A 17,730-nucleotide genomic window follows, 5' to 3' on the forward strand; every position below is an offset into this window, starting at 1 on the left:
CAATCAATCAGAACCCACCCCTGAAAGAGCGAACTCCAATGCCGGAAACTCTCATCGACGCCCCAGTTTCTCACTACGACCCCTTTGACCCCGAGGTGCTTGCCGCAGTCCACCACCACGATGGACTCTTGCGCGAGGTAGCACCCGTGGTGTACATCGAAAAATATGATTTCTATGCCATTACCCGGGCCGAAGAAATTCAGAAGGCACTGCGAAATTTCCGCGTCTTCTCCTCCACAGACCGCCCGTTCTACGAGCCGAACCCGTTCCGTCCCAACGCACCCCTTATGCAGGATCCGCCGGAACACACACAGACTAAGTCAGTCATGTTGCGCATCTTCTCCCAAGAAAACATGGACAAAATGGAGAGCTATTTCGCGGAACATGCCGAGCGGCTTGTCGATGAACTCCTGGCGGACGGGCCCGTCGAACTGGATGCCTACCGGGACCTTGCTGCCCGCTATGTGCTGAAGGTCTTCCCGGACATTCTGGGCTTGCCGGAGGAAGGACGCGAGCTGTTGCTGAAGTTCGGCGACGCGGTGTTCAACGTCTTGGGGCCCCACAACGCCCATCACTTCCAGAAGATGGAGGCCGGGCAGCCTGCGCTGGAATGGGTTGGAGCCAACGTCAAGCGTGAGAAGCAGCTGGAGGGCGGCATCGGATGGCAGCTATACCAGGCTGCGGACGAAGGCATCATCACACCTACCGAAGCGGAACAGCTTCTTACCGCCGTCTTTGGCGCCGGCTTTGACACCACGGTGTTCAGCATCGCGGGCATGCTGCGCGCGTTCGCCGACAACCCGGAGGAATGGACAAAACTGCGGGAGAACCCGGATCTAGTGGATTCCGCCTTCGAAGAAGCGGTGCGCTATTACGCGCCGTCGCGTTACGGCGGACGGGTCGCGGTGAAGGAAACGGAGCTGGCTGGAATCCGCATCCCCGAAGGCGCCAAAATCCTGGTCATGTGGCTGGGTGCGGGACGCGATCCGCGCAAATGGGAAAACCCGGATGAGTTCCGGATTGACCGCCCCGCGGCCAGCGGCCACCTGTCCTTCGGCTTCGGCATTCACACCTGCGCCGGCCAGGCCGTCGCCCGGATGGAGGGACGCTCCATCCTAAATGCCCTGGTCAAGCGGGTGGCAAAGATTGAACTGACCGGTGAACCTCGGCCTGCCATAAACTTCCAGGCCTTCGGCCACGACTATATTCCGATTCGCATGACACCGGCCCCAGAATGATTCGACCGGCACCGCACGAAACCACCGCGGCAGTCCCACTTCGACGGGGCAACTTCTGGGTCACCGGCGAGTTGAAGTACAACGACACCGGGCCCATGCAGCATGGCCCAGCTTATGTTCAGTGGGAGGCTCCGGCCGAGGTTACTGGGGCGCCATTCATCCTGATTCACGGCGGCGGGGGTCAAAGCACAGACTGGCTTCTGACTCCGGACGGCCGACCCGGCTGGGCCCAGCTTCTAGTCGCTGCCGGTCACCCCGTCTACCTCATCGACCGCCCGGGTCATGGTCGCTCAACCTATCTGCCCGAAGTCCATGGACCCTCTCTGCCGCCATCTGGCTATGACGGCGTCCACGCAGTGTTCGTGCCGCATGAGGGAACTGAACAGGCCAAGCGGCATACGGCATGGCCGTGGCCGAGGAAGCCGGGACATCCAGAGATCGATGCGGTCGCCGCAGCGGCCGGGCTGATGCTGGCCGACACGGCAGCTGCTCAGGCTATGGACCGGGACAGGGTGGTTGACCTCTTGGAACGTATTGGCCCTGCCGTGCTGGTGGCGCATTCATCCGGCAGTCCCGCTGCCTGGCTGGCCGCAGACGCACGCCCGCACCGGGTCCTGGCCGTTGTCAGCATTGAACCCATCGGTCCTCCATTCAAGGACCTCGGGCCGCGGGGCACGCTCGGGTGGGGACCGACCGCAGCTCCGCTGACGTATGAGCCACCGGCTTCCACACCTGAAGAACTGTCGCTCCAGACGTGTGAACCCGCCCAGGGCCAAGTACATCACCGCGTGGAACAGCGGGAACCGGCACGCGAGCTGACCCAGTTGGCCAAGGTCCCGACCGCTGTCGTCAGCGGTGAAGCCTCCGGAAGGAATCTGGATGACGCATTTACCGTGGCCTACCTGCGCCAGGCCGGAGTGAACGTCACTCATCTGGTCCTTGCCGACTACGGCGTCGCCGGTACCGGCCACGGTCTCATCTACGAGGCGAACAACGATTCCGCGCTGCAGGTCATCCTGGCGTGGCTTCGCAAAGCGATCCCAGCAACTACACCAAGCACACCGGCTGCCGTTCAAGGTCAGCCGGAAGGAAGGAAGAACAATGTCAGTTACCGCTAAACGCCTGTGGGCACTGGACGCTCCCACCATGACGATGGAGGCCGCAGACCTCGTGATTGGCGCCGAAGGTGAAGTTACAATCCCGATGCCAGCCTTTCTCATCGAACATGAGCGTGCGCTGATTCTATTCGATACAAGTTTCTCACCCATCTTGAATGAGAACCCCCGAGACTACTTCGGCGACCTGGCTGACGTCTTCAAGGTCAAGTCCAGTCCTGAACAGCGTATCGACCGGCAGATCTCCAAACTCGGCTTCCGGGCCGAAGACATCACGCATGTTGTCCTGTCACACACGCACTCAGACCATGCCGGAGGGCTATACCTCTTCCCCCAGGCGAAATTCTTCATCGGCCCCGGCGAGTTCGACTGGGCGGCGGCCCCGGCCGAAGCCAGCGCCTACCTCATTCGCCACGCCGACGACATTGCACCGGTGAAACATTTCGACTGGACCACCCTGGGAGGGCCCGAGCTTGACCTGCTCGGTGACGGATCCATCACCGTCCTGCACACTCCGGGCCACACGCCGGGAGAACTCTCCGTGATCGTCAAGCTGCCGAGCCAGACGATTGTGCTGACCGCCGACACCGTTCACCTCCGTGAGGGTTTGGACAGGATGCAGCCTGACCCCGCTGATTGGAACTACGGTGAAGCCGTCAAGAGCCTGGAGATCCTGCGCGATCTTGAGGCGCAAGGCCACCGGCTGTGGATCGCCCACGATCCCGACGACTGGAAATCCTTCGGTGCTCTGGTTCCTCAGGAATAGTGGCGAGCAGAGATGATCATGGTCGATTACAAGTGCCCCTCCTGCGGGACGCAATATGAAACCTTGGTGCGCTCCCCTGCACCCACAAGCTGCGCCTGTGTCGGCTGCGGATCTGACGCCCGTCGTCTGTTCACCACAGCCGGTTTAGGACGGAGGGGCACCTCGCCCGTCACGGCGGCCGGCACGGACTGCTTTGAAAACCCTGACGTCCCCGGGCTATGCCATGTTGGCCCAGCGGCCAAGAAGGCGCTCATCGCCCGCTACCGCGGCGATGAAGAGACCCTCAAAGCCGAGCAGACAAGGCAGACGGTCGACTATGAACGCCATGGTCCGCCGCCGATGGATCAGGTTGCTTCTCACTCCCACGCGGCGGATTCCGAGCACAAACCCAGCGTTGCCACGGCTCGCAAGATCTCGACGATCACAAACGCGGTCGCAAGGACGCTAGAAAAGTAGCAGCCACGACAGTGCGGCAGCCAGATCTTTGTCTCGGACTGCCGCGCTGTCGCGGACACAGGAAGCTTGCTATCCCAGGCGGTCATCTCGCCACGCTGGGCCCCAGGGCGATCTAGCCTGCGGCCTGAACCGGATCCGCCTCTAGGTGGGCCAGGGCCGAGGAAGCAGCCGCGCGGATGTGCTCGGCATAGAGACTGGCGGCTTTGGCGGCGTCACGTTCGCGGACTGCGCTGACGATAACGCGCAACTCCTGCACAGAGGCCGAGAGGCGCCCTTCGCCGGCCATCGATGTGGCACGCAGTACCCTGACCCGGGCCTGGATGCCCCCCACGATCTGTTGCATGGCAGGGCTGCCGGCGCCGTCGAGCAACACTTCAAAAATTTGGTCCTTGGTGAAGAGTAGTTCCCGGATGTCTACGTTTTCCTCTACGACCTCCGCAAACCGCTCAACGGCGGCGTCCAGGCGAATGACCTGCGACTGGGAAGCACGCTGCACGAACCGCTCCACGATCAGACTTTCGAGTGTCGCCCGGACATCATACAGATCCAGCGCTTCCTCCGGCGTAGGGGTACTGACCACGGCACCTTTCTGTGGGACGACCGTGACCAGTCCCTCGGAAGTCAGCTCACGGAGGGCTTCGCGGACCGTCGTCCGGGACACGCCCAGGAGTTCGATGAGTTCCCGCTCCACCAGTCGCTGGCCAGGCTCGAAGCGGAAGTCCAGGATCGCCTGCCGCAACGCCATGATGACCTGCTCGCGGAGCGGGGCAGCGATGCGGACAACTGCTCGATCGAGCTTTAGCGTTTCTGACTTGCTGCTGGTCGGCATCTCCACATCCTACGGCACCCTCGTCCGACAATTCGATCCCTGCTATAGCAGGGCTGGGTGCCCGACGAACCGTCAGGACATACATTTTTTGCCCCCATGCGAGATTGGATCACGTGAGGGCCCTGGGGGTTCGAGTTCGTTTCAATGGTAGAACGACTGGATTCGCCGCGGAGCCCTCCACCTCAGGGGTCAGTGGGGGGCCACCTCTGTAAGTTCCACATGCTTGGACAGTGACGCCGTGGCAATGATCGCAACGACAGCGGCCGCCACACCGACGAGCCAACCCGCATCATAGTTGCCGGCCGCAGGAATCGGATTCGCCGGCGTCACGCCCGCGCCAATCACCGCACCGAACAGGGCCGCACCGATGGCTGCGCCGGTCAGGGCGATGCCTATGTAGATCGCAGAAGTACCTGCCCCCTTACCCTCGGGCGCTTCGGCGGCGATGACGGAGATTGCAATAGTAAGCAGCATGGTGTAAGCGATTCCATATAACAGCACGCCGACCAGGACACCCCCGAGGTGCTGATGCATGAAGTACTGCCAAACAAACGCCACAAGTAGCAGAATTGCGGCGCCAACGAAGGGGACACGAGGCCGCATTCGCCCCAGCAGCCCCGGGATCCAACGGCCTATCAGGATGCCCGCGACAGTCATTGGAATGAACAGGAACCCAGCAACGAGCGGGCTGAGGCCAAAGCCATAGCCGGCCACCGGAAACGGTGTCTGCGCGTAGCCCAGAATCAGGTTAAAGGTCATCATGCCCCCGACGCCCATCGCGATGAAGACGGCGTTGGCAGGCATGAGGCGGCGACTTACGAGCAGGCCGGTATCAACCAGCGGGTCCTTGCTGCGGCGTTCCCACGAATACCAGAGAGCCAGGCCCGCGAGACCACCGAAAAAGAAGGCGAGGGTGAGCACGGACGTCAAACCCCACACCGTGCTCTGGCTGATTCCGATACAAATGGCTGTAAGGGACAGGCCAAGGATACCGACAGACACTACGTCGATGCGCTTCCTGGCCGTGCGGCTGCGGAGAATCGCATCAGAATCTGAACCCCAAAGGGCGACACCAATGAGGCTGATGAGCGTCAGGGCCGCGCCGATCCAAAAGCTGTGGCGCCAAGTAGCGCCCAATAAAATCATCAGCCCGCCGATTCCGAAGCCCAAGGTAACTCCGATGGCCTGTCCGCCGGCAATGATGCCGATCGCTTTCTTCCTGCTCAATGAGGTCAGCCGGTCATTCATAATCCCGATAACCAGGGCTTGGCCAGCGGTGATGCCGACCAATGCGCGCCCGATCACGAGAGTTTCGAAGTTCACGGCTAGTGCCGAGATCACATAACCGACGAAAATAATCGACACGCTCGCCAACAGGAACTTCCGGTGTCCGAACAGGTCGCCAGCTTTGGACAGGAACGCAACGGATACCGCTCCCATGAGAAGCGTTGACAACAGCGCCCACGACACTTGTGTGGGCGTTAGGCCCAATTCCAAGCTCATTGACCCGTACAGGGGAATGGCCATGAGGGCACCAACTTCGTTGAGCATCATTAGGCCGGAGAACGTTATACCCATGAGCATCCCCCTGTACTTCCACTTGAGGGTTCCTCGAGATGGGGCTTCCGCCGCTATGAGTAACTCTGGCTTTGAATTCATTCTGATCCCTGGAGGGTAAGGAGATCGCTTTCGCGCTTCTCGACGGTGAGATGAATGCGGTGGACGAGCGACAACAATCGTGTGTGCTGAGAGGAAATGAACCAGCTGGCATGTTTGTATGATCGGCAGACGTTGTGCAGACTTGCTGCGACGAGCGCGCCGTTTCGTGGCTATTTGGCACGTCTCGAACAGTGTGACATAGGTTTACAGTCAGAACTAGACCTGTGTCCAGTTATTTGCTGTAGTGCCGCCGCGCATGCGAGCACCTACCCATCCAGGACCGTCATACAATCTGGTAAACTGGACATGCGTCTAGACATGGGCGACGAGATCGCCTAGCTTAATGAGGGCGCAAAAGCATCTGAACTTATCGAAGGAGATATCTGTGGCTTACGTACAGGGCTCACACCATGTAACGCTTTCTGTCGGAACCGCCCAGGAGGACGTGGACTTCCATGTCAAAACGCTGGGCATGAAGTTCATCAAGCGAACCGTGCTCTTCGACGGTTCCAAACCCATTTATCACCTGTACTACTCCAATGCGGCCGGTGACCCGTCCTCGGTGATCACCACCTTCCCCTGGGCCCAGGCCGGCATCCATGGCAAGCGGGGAACGAACCAGGCTAGGGAAGTCCTGCTTTCGGTTCCCTCCACGTCGCTGGACTTTTGGCATCAGCGTTTGACCGAGCACAAGGCTGGCGTGGAGAACATTGAAGTCTTCGACCAGCGTCGGCTGGCGTTTCGCCATCCCTCCGGCATTGAATATGTCTTCGTCGGCACTGACAACGACCCGCGCGAGGGTTTCGCAGGCAATGGAGTTCCCGGAGAACATGCCATCCATGGCATCCATGGCATCGGAATCCACGTCACCACGCCCGAAAGGATGGTGGATTTCGCAAACGATACCTTCTTCTCTCAGGGCCAGATCTCGGAGGAGGGCGATCGGGCCGTTTTCCAAGTCGGAAACGAGAAATTTGGCAACCACGTCGAACTTACTGTCAACCGCACCGACGACCAGGGAACCTGGACGTATGGTGCGGGAACCTACCACCACTTCGCTTGGAACCTGGATACGCTCAAGAACCAAGACGAGGTCAAGTTTGAAATTGAGGGCGCCGGCTACACGGATATCTCCGAGCTGAAGGACCGAAAGTATTTCAAGAGCGTGTATGTACGCACCCCCGGCGGTGCCCTATTCGAGCTCGCAGTGACCGACGAGGACGGCGGTTGGACCTGTGACGAATCCCCGGAGGAGCTCGGCACCAAATTCCAATTGCCCTCGCAGTTCGAAAACCAGCGAGTGAAGATTTTTGAACAGCTCGAACACATCGACGTCTAGCGTCCGTTCCGCAGGCCGCACGAAGATCTAGTGCGGCCCCGGCCTATTCGGACTGACCGCCCAGTTCTGAGGAGACCAGTGATGACTGAAAATCCGCACGCGAATCGGCCGATGGCTGTCTGGGGCAGCAGCTTGGGAGAAGCCCGTGTTGCGGTCCTGATTGTGCACGGTCGAGGTCAGACCCCTTCTTTCATGCAGGCTCTGTCTGAGCGCTTCGAGGTCTCCGGGCTGCGGTACTACGCACCGTCTGCAGCGGCAGACACGTGGTATCCGAGGCCGTTCCTGGAACCTATTGAGCACAACGAGCCGGCTCTTTCCGAGTCGATGGTGGCGCTAGAGTCTCACGTTTCCGCCGTCCTATCAGACGGATTCACTCTGGATCAGGTTATTCTTTGCGGCTTTTCGCAGGGTGCCTGTCTGCTGTCCCACTTCGTGCTCTCCCGTCCGGTGAAATATGGCGGGCTCATTTTGCTGACCGGCGGCTATATCGGTCCCGATGTCATTGCCGGTCCAGTAGGGAAACCTTTAAAAGGCGTCCCCGCGGTGCTACGAAGCATCGAGGACGATCCATGGGTGCCGAGGATGAGGGTTGAGCAGACGGCGGCCGCTCTGCTCAAAGCCGGCGCCGAAGTAGACCTGAATATCGTGCCGGGCGACGAACACATCATCACGGAGGAAGCCGTCAATGCCGCCGCGACCCTTTTGTATAACTCCGCGAGCCAGGCGAACCAGAACCCCACGCCTTGAGCGCTCCATACACCCTCGACGCAGACAGGAAATAGAAGTGACTTTGGATTTTGAGCATGTGACTCTTGGCCAGCGCGTGCTATTCGGCTCAGGGAAGGCAGCAGAACACTTAGCGGCAGAAGTCCTCAGGCTGGACGCCGGCCGTGTGATGGTGATCGCGTCTGAATTTGAGTCTGCAATCGCGGATCGAATCAGTGCACAAATTTCACCGGTACTTCGCTGGAATGAGGTGGTCATGCATGTACCCGTCGAGACGGCACAGAAAGCGCGCAACGCGGCTACAGCGAACAATATAGATCTGCTGGTGTCGGTGGGTGGGGGCTCCACCACCGGCCTGGCAAAGGCTGTGGCGCTGGCAACCGGAATCCCGATCATAGCTATCCCGACGACCTACGCAGGATCCGAGGCCACGAATGTCTGGGGCATGACCGACGCTGCACGGAAGACCACAGGAGTAGACGAACGCGTGCTGCCGGTGACCGTAATCTACGACGCTGCCCTGACCCTTTCTCTGCCGGTGGATTTATCCGTCGCGTCCGGGCTCAACGCGATGGCGCACTGCATCGACTCGCTCTGGGCCCCAAGTGCGGACCCCATCAACGCCGCGCTGGCAGCGGAGGGCATCCGCGCCCTGAGCCAAGGACTGCCCGCAATCAAAATAGACCCCAATGGACTTGCCGGACGGGAGCGGGCCCTATATGGGGCGTATCTGTCAGCTGTCGCATTTGCCTCTGCCGGGTCGGGGATGCACCACAAGATCTGCCATGTACTTGGAGGCACGTTCAACCTCCCGCACGCTCAAACCCACGCCACCGTACTCCCATACGTCCTGGCCTTCAACGCTCCGGCCGCGCCCGAGGCGTCGAGCCGCATTGCAGCTGCATTCGGCACCGTCGATCCCAATGAAGGACTGCAAAAATTGCGCGGAGTACTTGGCGCCCCCCGTGCGCTGGAAGATTATGGCTTCACAGTGCACAGCATCCGCGAGGCCGTTGAAGTGGTCCTTCCCCAGATTCCCGCCACCAATCCACGTCGAGTCGACCGCGAAAGTCTCACTGCCGTGCTGGCCGCCGCCACCACGGGGGAAGACCCCAAGATCCTTATCGATCTCTAGGACGCCAGATTCCTGAAGGGAGTTGAACCCTGCACGCTTGGCCGATTGCTGCACGACACAGTTGTCCTGGCCAAGAAGGGCTGACTGTGCCCAAGCGACGGAGGTCTCGCCACGATTATTCCTATGAAACGGACCCGTTTTCGAGACGAACTACCCGGGACCGTTCAAAACTGCATGCGAAAACCACAACAAGGAACACGCGACGTCGGAAATCACGGATGCACTACTTCTTGGAGATCAGCCTCGCGCCGTCTGGTCGCAGCTCCCCCGCCGGGGAGACATGGCGGCACAGCGTCTGCCGGGTGACACCGAGTTCTTTGCAGAGGGCACCCACCTTTGTTTCCCGCTGCCCCATCGCTGCCTGGCTAGGCGAACCTTGGCCGGCGTCATCTTGAACGGGCGCCCACCCGTCCTCCCCCGTGCTCGCGCTGCGGCGAGCCTGGCGACCGTGCGCTCAGAAATGAGCGCCCGCTCGAACTCGGCCAGGGCAGCGAAAATACCAGTGACTTTCGGTACTATGTGGCGGAATTCCGTGATCGCTATTTGGCGCATCGACCTGGTTACCGCGTTGCTCAGAGCGGGTAGTCAGCGTCTTCTATCCCATGGGATACGAGACATGTCGGTTACGAGACAGCCGCCCACTTGAGCAAGAGTAGAGGCGTGACTTTCCCGGCTCCCTTGCGGCGTTCTGTGATGGCTATTTGGCGCATTGAACTCATCGCTCGCTGCTCCGGAGCTGGGTCGACGGGCGTCCAGCCGTCTGCGTTTACGGACTATTCAAGCAGGCCGAATTGCACACTTCCGGATCGAAGCATCGTAAACGTGTCGCAGTACTTCACGCCCATGGCAATGCATGCGTTCGGGATGAGGATGCGCTTCTTTGCGGCCGCTTGAGGCTGCTCATGCGTTACTACGGTGTCCCCATATGCTGCGGCATGTGCCACTAGGTAATAGTCGGCCACACTCAAGAACTCACTCACGGCTGCTGAGGTGTATCCGGCACCGTTGGCCCAAACAGAGAGTTCCGCGAGCTTCATGACCACGAGCTCGTCAGTAGGGCGGAAAACCTCAGGCCGCCCGCTGGCCCACGTCGAAAGGTCGTCGGTGCCCCGCGTGAGTTCACGGCCGACCTGGTCAATGCTGCCAATAACACCTGCGTTACTGGCGGAGTCCAGCCATTCCCAAAATCCAGGAGCTAGGTCGAATGCGTAGTAGCGATTCTTCGCTTCTATGAAGACGTTGCTGTCGAGCAGGTACATCAAGCTACCCCCAGCTCGGCCGCAAGCTTGTTGAATGTTTCCGGCTTCGATGTCCCCAACAGTCGATATGCCTCTCCGTAGGTCGTGCCACCCTCAAACGTATCCAGTACAACTGCTCTTGCAAATCGTCGCCCAAGCCGAAGAGGCTGGGTGAAGTAGAAATTGCCACCATTGCTGGAAGCCCTCCTGCTGTCCGCGATCGCCCGCACGCGTTCAAGCTCTGCTTGATAACGCTCCCGAAACTCGTCCCATGCGAGAGCTTTGGTTTCAAACAACCGATGCAAGATAACGAGTGTGCTTACTCGATACGCCTTCGCGAGGCGGTCAAGCTCCTCGGCATCCGGATCACCGCGGTAGTCGCTTCGTATGCGAGCTCGAGGCACCAGCACTTCCGCAGCGACCTCGTTGCACCACTTCTCGTGAGATTCGGTCGGGTTGCGGGAGACGCCGGAATCCGAAAGAGCGGACTCTCCAGCCCAAATGTGCGCCAGCTCGTGGACGATGGTGAAGATCTGAGCAGCCTTCGTGTCCGCAGCATTCACAAAGATCAGTGGTGCGTAGTCGTCGACTAGAGCGAACCCGCCAAATTCGTCGGGGTCGAGTTTGCGATGGGTATCCGCGCCCACCACACCATTGATGGACACGAGTATCCCGGCCGTTTCGATCAGATCAATCAACTGGCGCAGCGCTTCTTCCCAAGTTCTGAAGGCAATTCGCCGTTCCATGGTGAAGTTGATGGCTTGACGAATCGCATCCGCAACGGGTTCGACAGGATCACCGACGGCCACCGATCCTACAAAGTCGACCGGCTGAAACCCATGCGCGACAGCAAACTGACGAAACCATTCCTGGCGCAGCTGACAGGTATGAATTGTGTCCCTGAGGTCGGGAGACAGAGTAGTCCGGCCTTCATTGCCCCGCGTCCGGAAATCTGGGATAGGCGTCTCTTCCTCTGGTGGTTCCGGCAGCAGGAGGAAACCGAACGGAACGTGCACGGCGGCGGCGAAGCCCTGCAGCTGCCGCAGGGTCGGAGAAACATCCCCAGCGATCCACTCTGCCAACCGGGGGAACTTCTGCTCAGCATTCACGTCTGTCCAGCTAGCTCGCTGGAGAGCCCATTTGATGAGTTCGGGACGCACGTTCATGCGAACGGACATAAGGCTCCCTTCAACATGGACATTGGTTTCATCCTAGGCTTCACCGGTCTGGGCGCGCTCAGCCCCCCAGCATGAACTTTGTTAAGAACTAACTCAGCCGCTAAACGGTGCGGGTGGGGCGGGCTGATCAGGCCCGCCCCTGCTACGTCGCCCATGCTGGCCAAGCCTGCGTAGCTGACAGGATGCTGTGGTTCGCGGTATTCGTTACCCATCGGGAGCGGAAAGCCCAGAGCGACACGGGGATCAGCCCGCTTTCAGTACCTTAGCGGGTGGCTGCGACACTGGGATCTTCGAGGAAATAGCTGAAGACCGTGACACACAGCCGTCGCGTATCCCTAGGGATATAAGACGTCTCACGGCCGTGAGCTGCGCTTCCTAAACTTGGCGGAATCTGGCGGTGCGGCGAGTCTTGTAACTACGTCGCATAACCTCCTGTCGTAATTGTGGTAGACACCGTTCGTTATGAGACACCCCTGGGGCACAGTGTTGGCACTGAAATCATTGGTACTCCGCTCGGTTCGAGGTCTGGAAATAGACTGCGAGCATGGTCACAACCGCACTCCGTCGACGCCTTTCTTTAGTGGCCGTCGGCCCGCAGATCTCAGCCGGTGCAACATGCACGGTACAGCGTCTGCCGGGTGCTCCCAAGCTCCTGACAAAGGGCGCTGACTGTCGTTTCCTTCTGCCCCATCGCGGCCATGGCCAAGCGGACCTTCGCCCCCGTGCTCGACCAGCGGCGAGCCCTCCAACTGTGCGCTCAGAGATGAGCACCCGCTCGAATTCAGAGAGAGCGGCGAAGATCCCAGGACAAGCTTCCCTGGTGCGGTTGTGGTACCGGTCGCCGCGGTTGGTCCGAGTTGACTCGTATGCCCAGCCTTTCGGCTACTGCGTACGGAACATTCACTTTCATGTTGTCAAAAGCGCAGGAACCGGTACGACGTTGCGTACCGATTCCTGCTGTTCGTTGAATTATTTAGCGTCCCGCCCCCGGGCAGCTGACTCGATGAGGTTGTCGCCTGCGACAGCGTTCTCGGATGTTACGGCTTCGGCCCAGGCGCTCGTCGTGGCGACCGCAGCCCAGTTAGAGTTCAGAACGGCCATGATTGTCTCGTGTACCCGGTTTGCCGACGCAGAACCGGCGGCGTTCACAATGCCGATGGCTCCGGTCGCATCCGATAGCACCTCGACGGTGAATCCGAGGGGTTCGGCCGCGGCGGCGGAACCAATGACGCAGTTGTTCGTCATGTAGCCCACGATGGTGATTGTGTCGATCTCGCGCTCGCGCAGCCACTCTTCGAGGCCAGTGCCGGCGAATATGCTGGCGAAGGATTTCGTGAAGCGATGTGCCGCGTGATCGGCGCGTTTCGCGATCTCGGGGTGTAGCTCGAAAGTCGACGACTCCGGCGCGAAGACCGGGAACCCTGCGGGGGCTTCGTGCTGCACAATGACGGCCGGAATACCGGCCTGCTCGGCTGTGTCCATCGCCTCGGCGATGCGAGAGACCGACTTATCTCGTGCAGGGTACTGGATCGGCAGCAGTCCTTCGAAGTATTCCTGCTGGGCGTCGATGACGATCAGGGCGCGGCGGGGTGTTGACATGGGTTCTCCCTTGGTTGTGGTGGTGGGGTGGCTTCCGGCGGATACCGAAAGAATTTAGGGCTGCGCGTGAATACCGTAGTGATCAGCGAGGAGTGTGACGGTGCGCTCATCCGCGCCGCGGGAATGGGTGCCTAGCACGACCATGACCTCATCGACGGCGGTCTGCTCCTGAAGGTCTTCGAGGCGATGGGCCACGGTCTCCGCCGTTCCGGCGTAGGCGCGGTTCGTGTACATATCGAGGATCCCCTGCTCGTTCGCCGTCGCAGGATAAGCTGCGACTTCCTCGGCCGAGAAAAGTGTGTACGGTTCCCGCTTGAACATGCGCAGCATCGCCATCGCCGCAGTCGAAGCTTCACGCTTGGCCTCGGTGGCATCCTCGGCGACCATCGCACTCACGCTCACCAACGAGTAGGGCCGGTCGAGCACCTCCGAGGGAATGAAGTTCTCGCGGTAGATGCGCATAGCCGTGGTGATATCGGCGTCGCCGAACTGCAGCGCAAACGCGTAGGGGCGGCCGAGCCTGGCTGCCAGTTGCGCGGAGTAGGGCGATGACCCGAGTATCCACACCTGCGGGTGCGTCGCCGAAGCCGGCACCCGGTTCTGCGCGTTCTGCCACGGGCCGGGCACCGCGTGAACCTCGCGGTAGGGGTGGCCAGCTGGGAAATCGTCGGTGAGGAAGCCGAGCAGCTCGGCGACTTGCTGCGGGAACGCATCATTCGCCCTGGCTCCGCGGCGCAGCGCGGCGGCGGTCGCGCCGTCGGTACCCGGGGCCCGCCCAAGTCCGAGGTCGATACGCCCCGAGGCGAGGGCATCGAGCATCCCGAACTGCTCCGCAATCACCAGCGGAGCATGGTTCGGCAGCATCACCCCACCCGCGCCGAGCCGGATGCGCTCGGTATCCGCGGTGAGACGAGCGATCATTAGTGGCGGCGAAGCGACGGACAGCGCAGGCATTGCGTGGTGCTCTGACATCCACAAACGGTGATAGCCGAAGCGATCCGCGGTCTTCGCGATGCGAATAATGTCGGCGAGTCCTTCTTCGGCAGTGCGCCCGACGCCAGGACCGCCCCCGGTGTGTACGGACAGGGCGAACGGGGCAGAACCAAACATTGGAACGGATTGCAAACCAGACCTTATTTCTCACGGGATAATCGTATTTTAGCGTGATGTTGAGCGTAGCAGCATGTCACGGTAAATCAACCCTGCTACCATGAGACGCATGTTTGAAATGCCGCTACCGCCAAGCCCCGGGGCCCGGGAACACCGCAGCATTGACCTCGTGAACAGCGAAATCCATCTGCCCGGAGGGAAGAGCTACGATGCCCTGAATACCCCCGAGGGGACGACCACCTGGCTCATTACGCGCGGTCTCGTCGACGAAGGCGCGATCTTGCAGTCCTACTGTCAAAGCCGGCTCGTCGGCCTCCGCGGCGACCTTCGGGAAGCCTTCGCCGCTCGCATCTCCGGTTCCACCGTCGATCCTCGAGTGCTCGACGGCATCAACGCCGCTCTCGTTGCCGCCCCCAACACTCCCCTGCTTCGCTATGCATCCAGCGATGGGTTCTTCCGCTCGCTAGAACACCCAGCTACCCGGCTCATCGAGCACGCCATGTCCGTCATCGCGGAAGATGCCTCAGCACTGCTCGCAGGCGACGAAGCTCATCTGCTGGCGCAGTGTGAAGCGGAACCATGCTCGCGGTTCCTGCTGAAGACCCACGGACGTAGGCAGTGGTGCTCAATCCGGTGCGGGGACCGAGTACGCGCCGCGCGCTCGTACGCGCGCAAGCGCTCCCAAACGAACTCGGCATTGACATGATCCTCACAATGCGTGGAGCGCAACTTACGCGATCAGGCAACCCCGCCGTCCCTCACAGAGGCCCTCGACCCGCATAATATGTCCCAGGCGTTTCATGGGTGTGGCGACAGTCTTTCGGGAGATTATCCCCCGTCGGCGAGGATCCTCGGTCTATGGCTGGCTCCCAGCCGCACCGAAGGAGAGAACCGGCAGTGATTCGCGCGCGGGTAATTACCGAAAACGATCGCTACCGAACACCACACAGTCACAAAGCCTTAGCGTCAGATATTCGACGAATTCACAAGCCTGTGAGTCTTGGTTTGGCTGGTCTGTGACCGGCTGGCAGGGTTGGTATTGGTCGCTTTGCTCTGGTCGTGACTCATCATAAGCCTGGCCCCGTTAGGTGCCTTTGGGGTGAATCGTCCGTCCGGGGCGAAGCGGTCGGCGCCTTCACCCCATCGAGTCCGGGACGGTTCTTGCATTTGCCACTGATTTTGTCTTCGTAAATGCGGTCATCGGGAATCCCAAAATCGTGCAGCGCCTTGGTCTGCCGTTCGGCGGCGCCGGCATTCATCTGGCCGTGAGCAACAACAACGACGGCCCCCTCACTGGCGGCGCACGATCGGCTTCCTCGTGAGGCGACGGTGCGGCGGCTGATGCCCCTCCCCCTAAATCGCTGACACTTTAATCAGCAGAGGCGCTGAGCGGATTCGCTCAGCGCCTCTGGTAAAAATGGTTACTGCAGAACGTCGTCGATGCTCACGACGGCGAAGTTGGCGTCGAGATCGACGTCGCGGTCGCTGCCGTTGTCGAGGGTGACCTCAACCTCGTAGAGGTGGTCCCAGTCGTCGTCCCGGTCGAAGTCCGTCACGCGACCGCTGCCGACAGCGGCGAGGGCGGCGGCCTCCGCGCTGGAGCGGTCGCTCGCTGCCTGGTCTGCTGTGGTCGTGTCGACCGCGGCGCTCGGGGCTGTGCTGGGCGAGGATGAGCTGCTGCTGTCGGTCGTATTGTTCGACGAGTTGTTGTTTGAATTGTTCGTGTCGTCGTTGTCGTAGTCGCCGACCCAGACCACGTCGAAGGCGTCGTTGAGCTCAACGTCTACGGTCGTGCCGTCGTCGAGGCGCACCTCGAGGTCATAGGCGCTTCCGCCGTCGTCGTTGCGGTCTGCGTTCGTCACGGTGCCCGAGCCGACCTCGGCGATGGCGGCGTTGCTGGCGCGGTCGAGCGTCTCCCCGGTGAGGGGGCCGTCGTTGTTGTTGTCGCTCACGGCCAGAGCAATGCCGGCGCCGCCCAGCAGCAGAACGATGCCAGCGGCGGTCGCGATGAGAATGTTCTTCGTCTTCATGGTGCAATTGCCTTACGTCCGTGCCCCCAAAAGCCCCAGACCGATCGGCCCTGCCCAAGTTGCTGGCTTCAGCTTAAGCGAAGAAATGCACACCCCAAACGTGAGGGGGCACGCCACAGCCCTCTCCGGTTCGCCCTTCGTAACGGTGAAACCGTGGCTCACAATGGCAAAAGTTCCTGACGGGTGTTGACCGACTGCGAGACCAGGAGCCACATCACCCTGACGGAGCAGAGCGGCACCGACGGGCGGCTAGCTTCTGACCTCAGCCAAGAGTGAGGCCGTGCACGTCGCGCAACAACGCGACGGCAGCGGGGTTACTCGGTTGTGGCGTTCGGGATACCAGCGCGAGTTTCCGATGCGGCACGGGCCCCGCGATCCGAATGCTGGCCAGGTCGGTGCCCCGAGCGACCGGTGCCGGGATGATGGCGATCCCGAGTCCGGAACGAACCAGGGAAATGAGCAGGTCGAGTTGGGTGACCGAGAGTGTGATGTGGCGCTTGAGGTGCGCCTGCTCACAGACGTGCTCAACGACCTTCTGCAACCCGCTCCCCGCCTGGAAGTCGACAAACGGCTCCTCCCCCAGATCCGACAGGAATACCTGCTCCTGGCGAGTAAGGGGATGGTCGCGCGGCGCGATGACGACCAACTCTTCATCCCAGGTCGCGAGCACGGCGATAGTGTCGGGCAGTTTGCTGTGATCGCGAGCGATGTACGCGATGTCGAGCTCCCCGATGATCACCCCCTCGAGGAGTTCGTCCACGGGAGCCTCGCGCAGGGCGATCTCTACATCGGGATGCGTCTGATGAAACTTACTGAGGCTCAGGGGCAGGTCCACCCAGCTGAGCAGCTGGATGGTTCCCACCGCCAGCCGCCCTCGGAGAACCCCGGTGACGGCAGCCACAGCCTCTTTGGCCGCGTGTATTTCCCGCAGGATGCGCTGTGCCACCGGTAGCAGTGCCCACCCTGCCGAGGTGAGCCCCACCGTGCGGGTGGTCCGGTCGAACAAGGGGGCACCGAGTTCATGTTCCAGCTTGCTGACAGAGCTGCTCAGCGACGATTGAACGACCGACACCTCGTGGGCCGCGCGGGTGAAACTCAGGTGCTTCGCGACCGCTACGAAGTGCTCCAGTTGGCGTAACTCCATAGTTTGACTCCGCAATCCTATTCATCAAATATATCGATTACAGTCTTCTGTTTTATCCGTTGGACAGATTAGCTTATTCGAGCAACGATGGTTTATGACGCCCACGACGGTATGTCGCCGGCGCCAATGAATTACACCGTTAGCGGTCGACGTCACAAGCCTCGCCGC

General features: G+C 60.7%; 16 protein-coding genes and 2 pseudogenes. 8 read left to right on the forward strand and 10 right to left on the reverse strand.

What is annotated here, in order from left to right; translation table 11 throughout:
* Positions 1 to 38 precede the first annotated feature (38 nt).
* The 4 genes from CXY78_RS02955 to CXY78_RS02970 all read left to right on the forward strand — a co-directional run bounded on the left by CXY78_RS02955 (position 39) and on the right by CXY78_RS02970 (position 3,575).
* Positions 39 to 1,238, forward strand: coding sequence for a cytochrome P450 (locus CXY78_RS02955; RefSeq protein ID WP_104087967.1), 1,200 nt, complete (start codon positions 39 to 41; stop codon positions 1,236 to 1,238).
* 95 nt (positions 1,239 to 1,333) lie between these two features.
* Positions 1,334 to 2,356, forward strand: a complete 1,023-nt coding sequence (locus CXY78_RS02960) for an alpha/beta fold hydrolase (protein ID WP_233206070.1) — start codon at positions 1,334 to 1,336, stop codon at positions 2,354 to 2,356.
* A 28-nt stretch (positions 2,357 to 2,384) separates the two neighbouring features.
* Entirely contained in the window at positions 2,385 to 3,119 is a 735-nt protein-coding gene (locus CXY78_RS02965) for an N-acyl homoserine lactonase family protein (RefSeq protein ID WP_199182574.1), read from the forward strand.
* 12 nt (positions 3,120 to 3,131) lie between these two features.
* The gene (locus tag CXY78_RS02970) at positions 3,132 to 3,575 is read left to right on the forward strand and encodes a zinc ribbon domain-containing protein (RefSeq protein WP_104087970.1); all 444 of its coding nucleotides are present in this window, start codon (positions 3,132 to 3,134) and stop codon (positions 3,573 to 3,575) included.
* Between the two features lie 112 nt (positions 3,576 to 3,687).
* On the opposite strand, the gene CXY78_RS02975 is transcribed toward CXY78_RS02970, so the two are convergent.
* Together CXY78_RS02975 and CXY78_RS02980 are read right to left on the reverse strand one after the other, a co-directional pair.
* On the reverse strand, positions 3,688 to 4,404 hold the full coding sequence (locus CXY78_RS02975) for a GntR family transcriptional regulator (protein WP_104087971.1): 717 nt from the start codon (positions 4,402 to 4,404) through the stop codon (positions 3,688 to 3,690).
* Between the two features lie 189 nt (positions 4,405 to 4,593).
* Entirely contained in the window at positions 4,594 to 6,063 is a 1,470-nt protein-coding gene (locus CXY78_RS02980; RefSeq protein WP_369827228.1) for an MFS transporter, read from the reverse strand.
* Positions 6,064 to 6,448: 385 nt separating this feature from the next.
* On the opposite strand from CXY78_RS02980, the gene CXY78_RS02985 reads away from it, so the two are divergent.
* From CXY78_RS02985 to CXY78_RS02995, 3 genes are all read left to right on the forward strand, one after another.
* Positions 6,449 to 7,402 carry a VOC family protein gene (locus tag CXY78_RS02985; RefSeq protein WP_104087973.1) on the forward strand — a complete coding sequence of 318 codons (954 nt, stop codon included), beginning with the start codon at positions 6,449 to 6,451 and terminating at the stop codon, positions 7,400 to 7,402.
* Between the two features lie 81 nt (positions 7,403 to 7,483).
* Positions 7,484 to 8,149 carry an alpha/beta hydrolase gene (locus CXY78_RS02990; protein ID WP_104087974.1) on the forward strand — a complete coding sequence of 222 codons (666 nt, stop codon included), beginning with the start codon at positions 7,484 to 7,486 and terminating at the stop codon, positions 8,147 to 8,149.
* A gap of 37 nt (positions 8,150 to 8,186) precedes the next feature.
* Positions 8,187 to 9,263 carry a maleylacetate reductase gene (locus CXY78_RS02995; RefSeq protein WP_104087976.1) on the forward strand — a complete coding sequence of 359 codons (1,077 nt, stop codon included), beginning with the start codon at positions 8,187 to 8,189 and terminating at the stop codon, positions 9,261 to 9,263.
* A 223-nt stretch (positions 9,264 to 9,486) separates the two neighbouring features.
* On the opposite strand, the pseudogene CXY78_RS21880 reads toward CXY78_RS02995, so the two are convergent.
* From CXY78_RS21880 to CXY78_RS03025, 6 genes and pseudogenes are all read right to left on the reverse strand, one after another.
* Positions 9,487 to 9,770: pseudogene (locus tag CXY78_RS21880) on the reverse strand (recombinase family protein); the annotation flags it as partial.
* Positions 9,771 to 10,036: 266 nt separating this feature from the next.
* Positions 10,037 to 10,522: a DUF4411 family protein gene (locus CXY78_RS03005; protein WP_104087978.1), complete on the reverse strand. Its 486-nt coding sequence runs from the start codon at positions 10,520 to 10,522 to the stop codon at positions 10,037 to 10,039.
* Positions 10,522 to 11,679 (reverse strand): ImmA/IrrE family metallo-endopeptidase, encoded by a 1,158-nt coding sequence (locus CXY78_RS03010; RefSeq protein WP_104087980.1) that lies wholly within the window; start codon positions 11,677 to 11,679, stop codon positions 10,522 to 10,524. The genes CXY78_RS03005 and CXY78_RS03010 overlap by 1 nt, the downstream gene beginning before the upstream one ends.
* 601 nt (positions 11,680 to 12,280) lie before the next feature.
* Positions 12,281 to 12,533: pseudogene (locus tag CXY78_RS21490) on the reverse strand (recombinase family protein); the annotation flags it as partial.
* Positions 12,534 to 12,648: 115 nt separating this feature from the next.
* Positions 12,649 to 13,278, reverse strand: a complete 630-nt coding sequence (locus tag CXY78_RS03020; protein WP_104087981.1) for an isochorismatase family protein — start codon at positions 13,276 to 13,278, stop codon at positions 12,649 to 12,651.
* 54 nt (positions 13,279 to 13,332) lie between these two features.
* Positions 13,333 to 14,388 (reverse strand): LLM class flavin-dependent oxidoreductase, encoded by a 1,056-nt coding sequence (locus CXY78_RS03025; protein ID WP_104087983.1) that lies wholly within the window; start codon positions 14,386 to 14,388, stop codon positions 13,333 to 13,335.
* A gap of 100 nt (positions 14,389 to 14,488) precedes the next feature.
* Here CXY78_RS03025 and CXY78_RS03030 point away from each other — a divergent pair, with 100 nt between their 5' ends.
* The gene (locus CXY78_RS03030; RefSeq protein WP_233206067.1) at positions 14,489 to 15,094 is read left to right on the forward strand and encodes an ABATE domain-containing protein; all 606 of its coding nucleotides are present in this window, start codon (positions 14,489 to 14,491) and stop codon (positions 15,092 to 15,094) included.
* A 715-nt stretch (positions 15,095 to 15,809) separates the two neighbouring features.
* Here CXY78_RS03030 and CXY78_RS03035 read toward each other — a convergent pair.
* Positions 15,810 to 16,418 carry a hypothetical protein gene (locus CXY78_RS03035; protein ID WP_104087986.1) on the reverse strand — a complete coding sequence of 203 codons (609 nt, stop codon included), beginning with the start codon at positions 16,416 to 16,418 and terminating at the stop codon, positions 15,810 to 15,812.
* Between the two features lie 262 nt (positions 16,419 to 16,680).
* Positions 16,681 to 17,562 (reverse strand): LysR substrate-binding domain-containing protein, encoded by an 882-nt coding sequence (locus CXY78_RS03040; protein WP_104087987.1) that lies wholly within the window; start codon positions 17,560 to 17,562, stop codon positions 16,681 to 16,683.
* Positions 17,563 to 17,730: the final 168 nt, after the last annotated feature.

Origin of the sequence: Cryobacterium sp. N19, from assembly GCF_002929595.1 — a bacterium.
GTDB lineage: Bacteria > Actinomycetota > Actinomycetes > Actinomycetales > Microbacteriaceae > Cryobacterium > Cryobacterium flavum.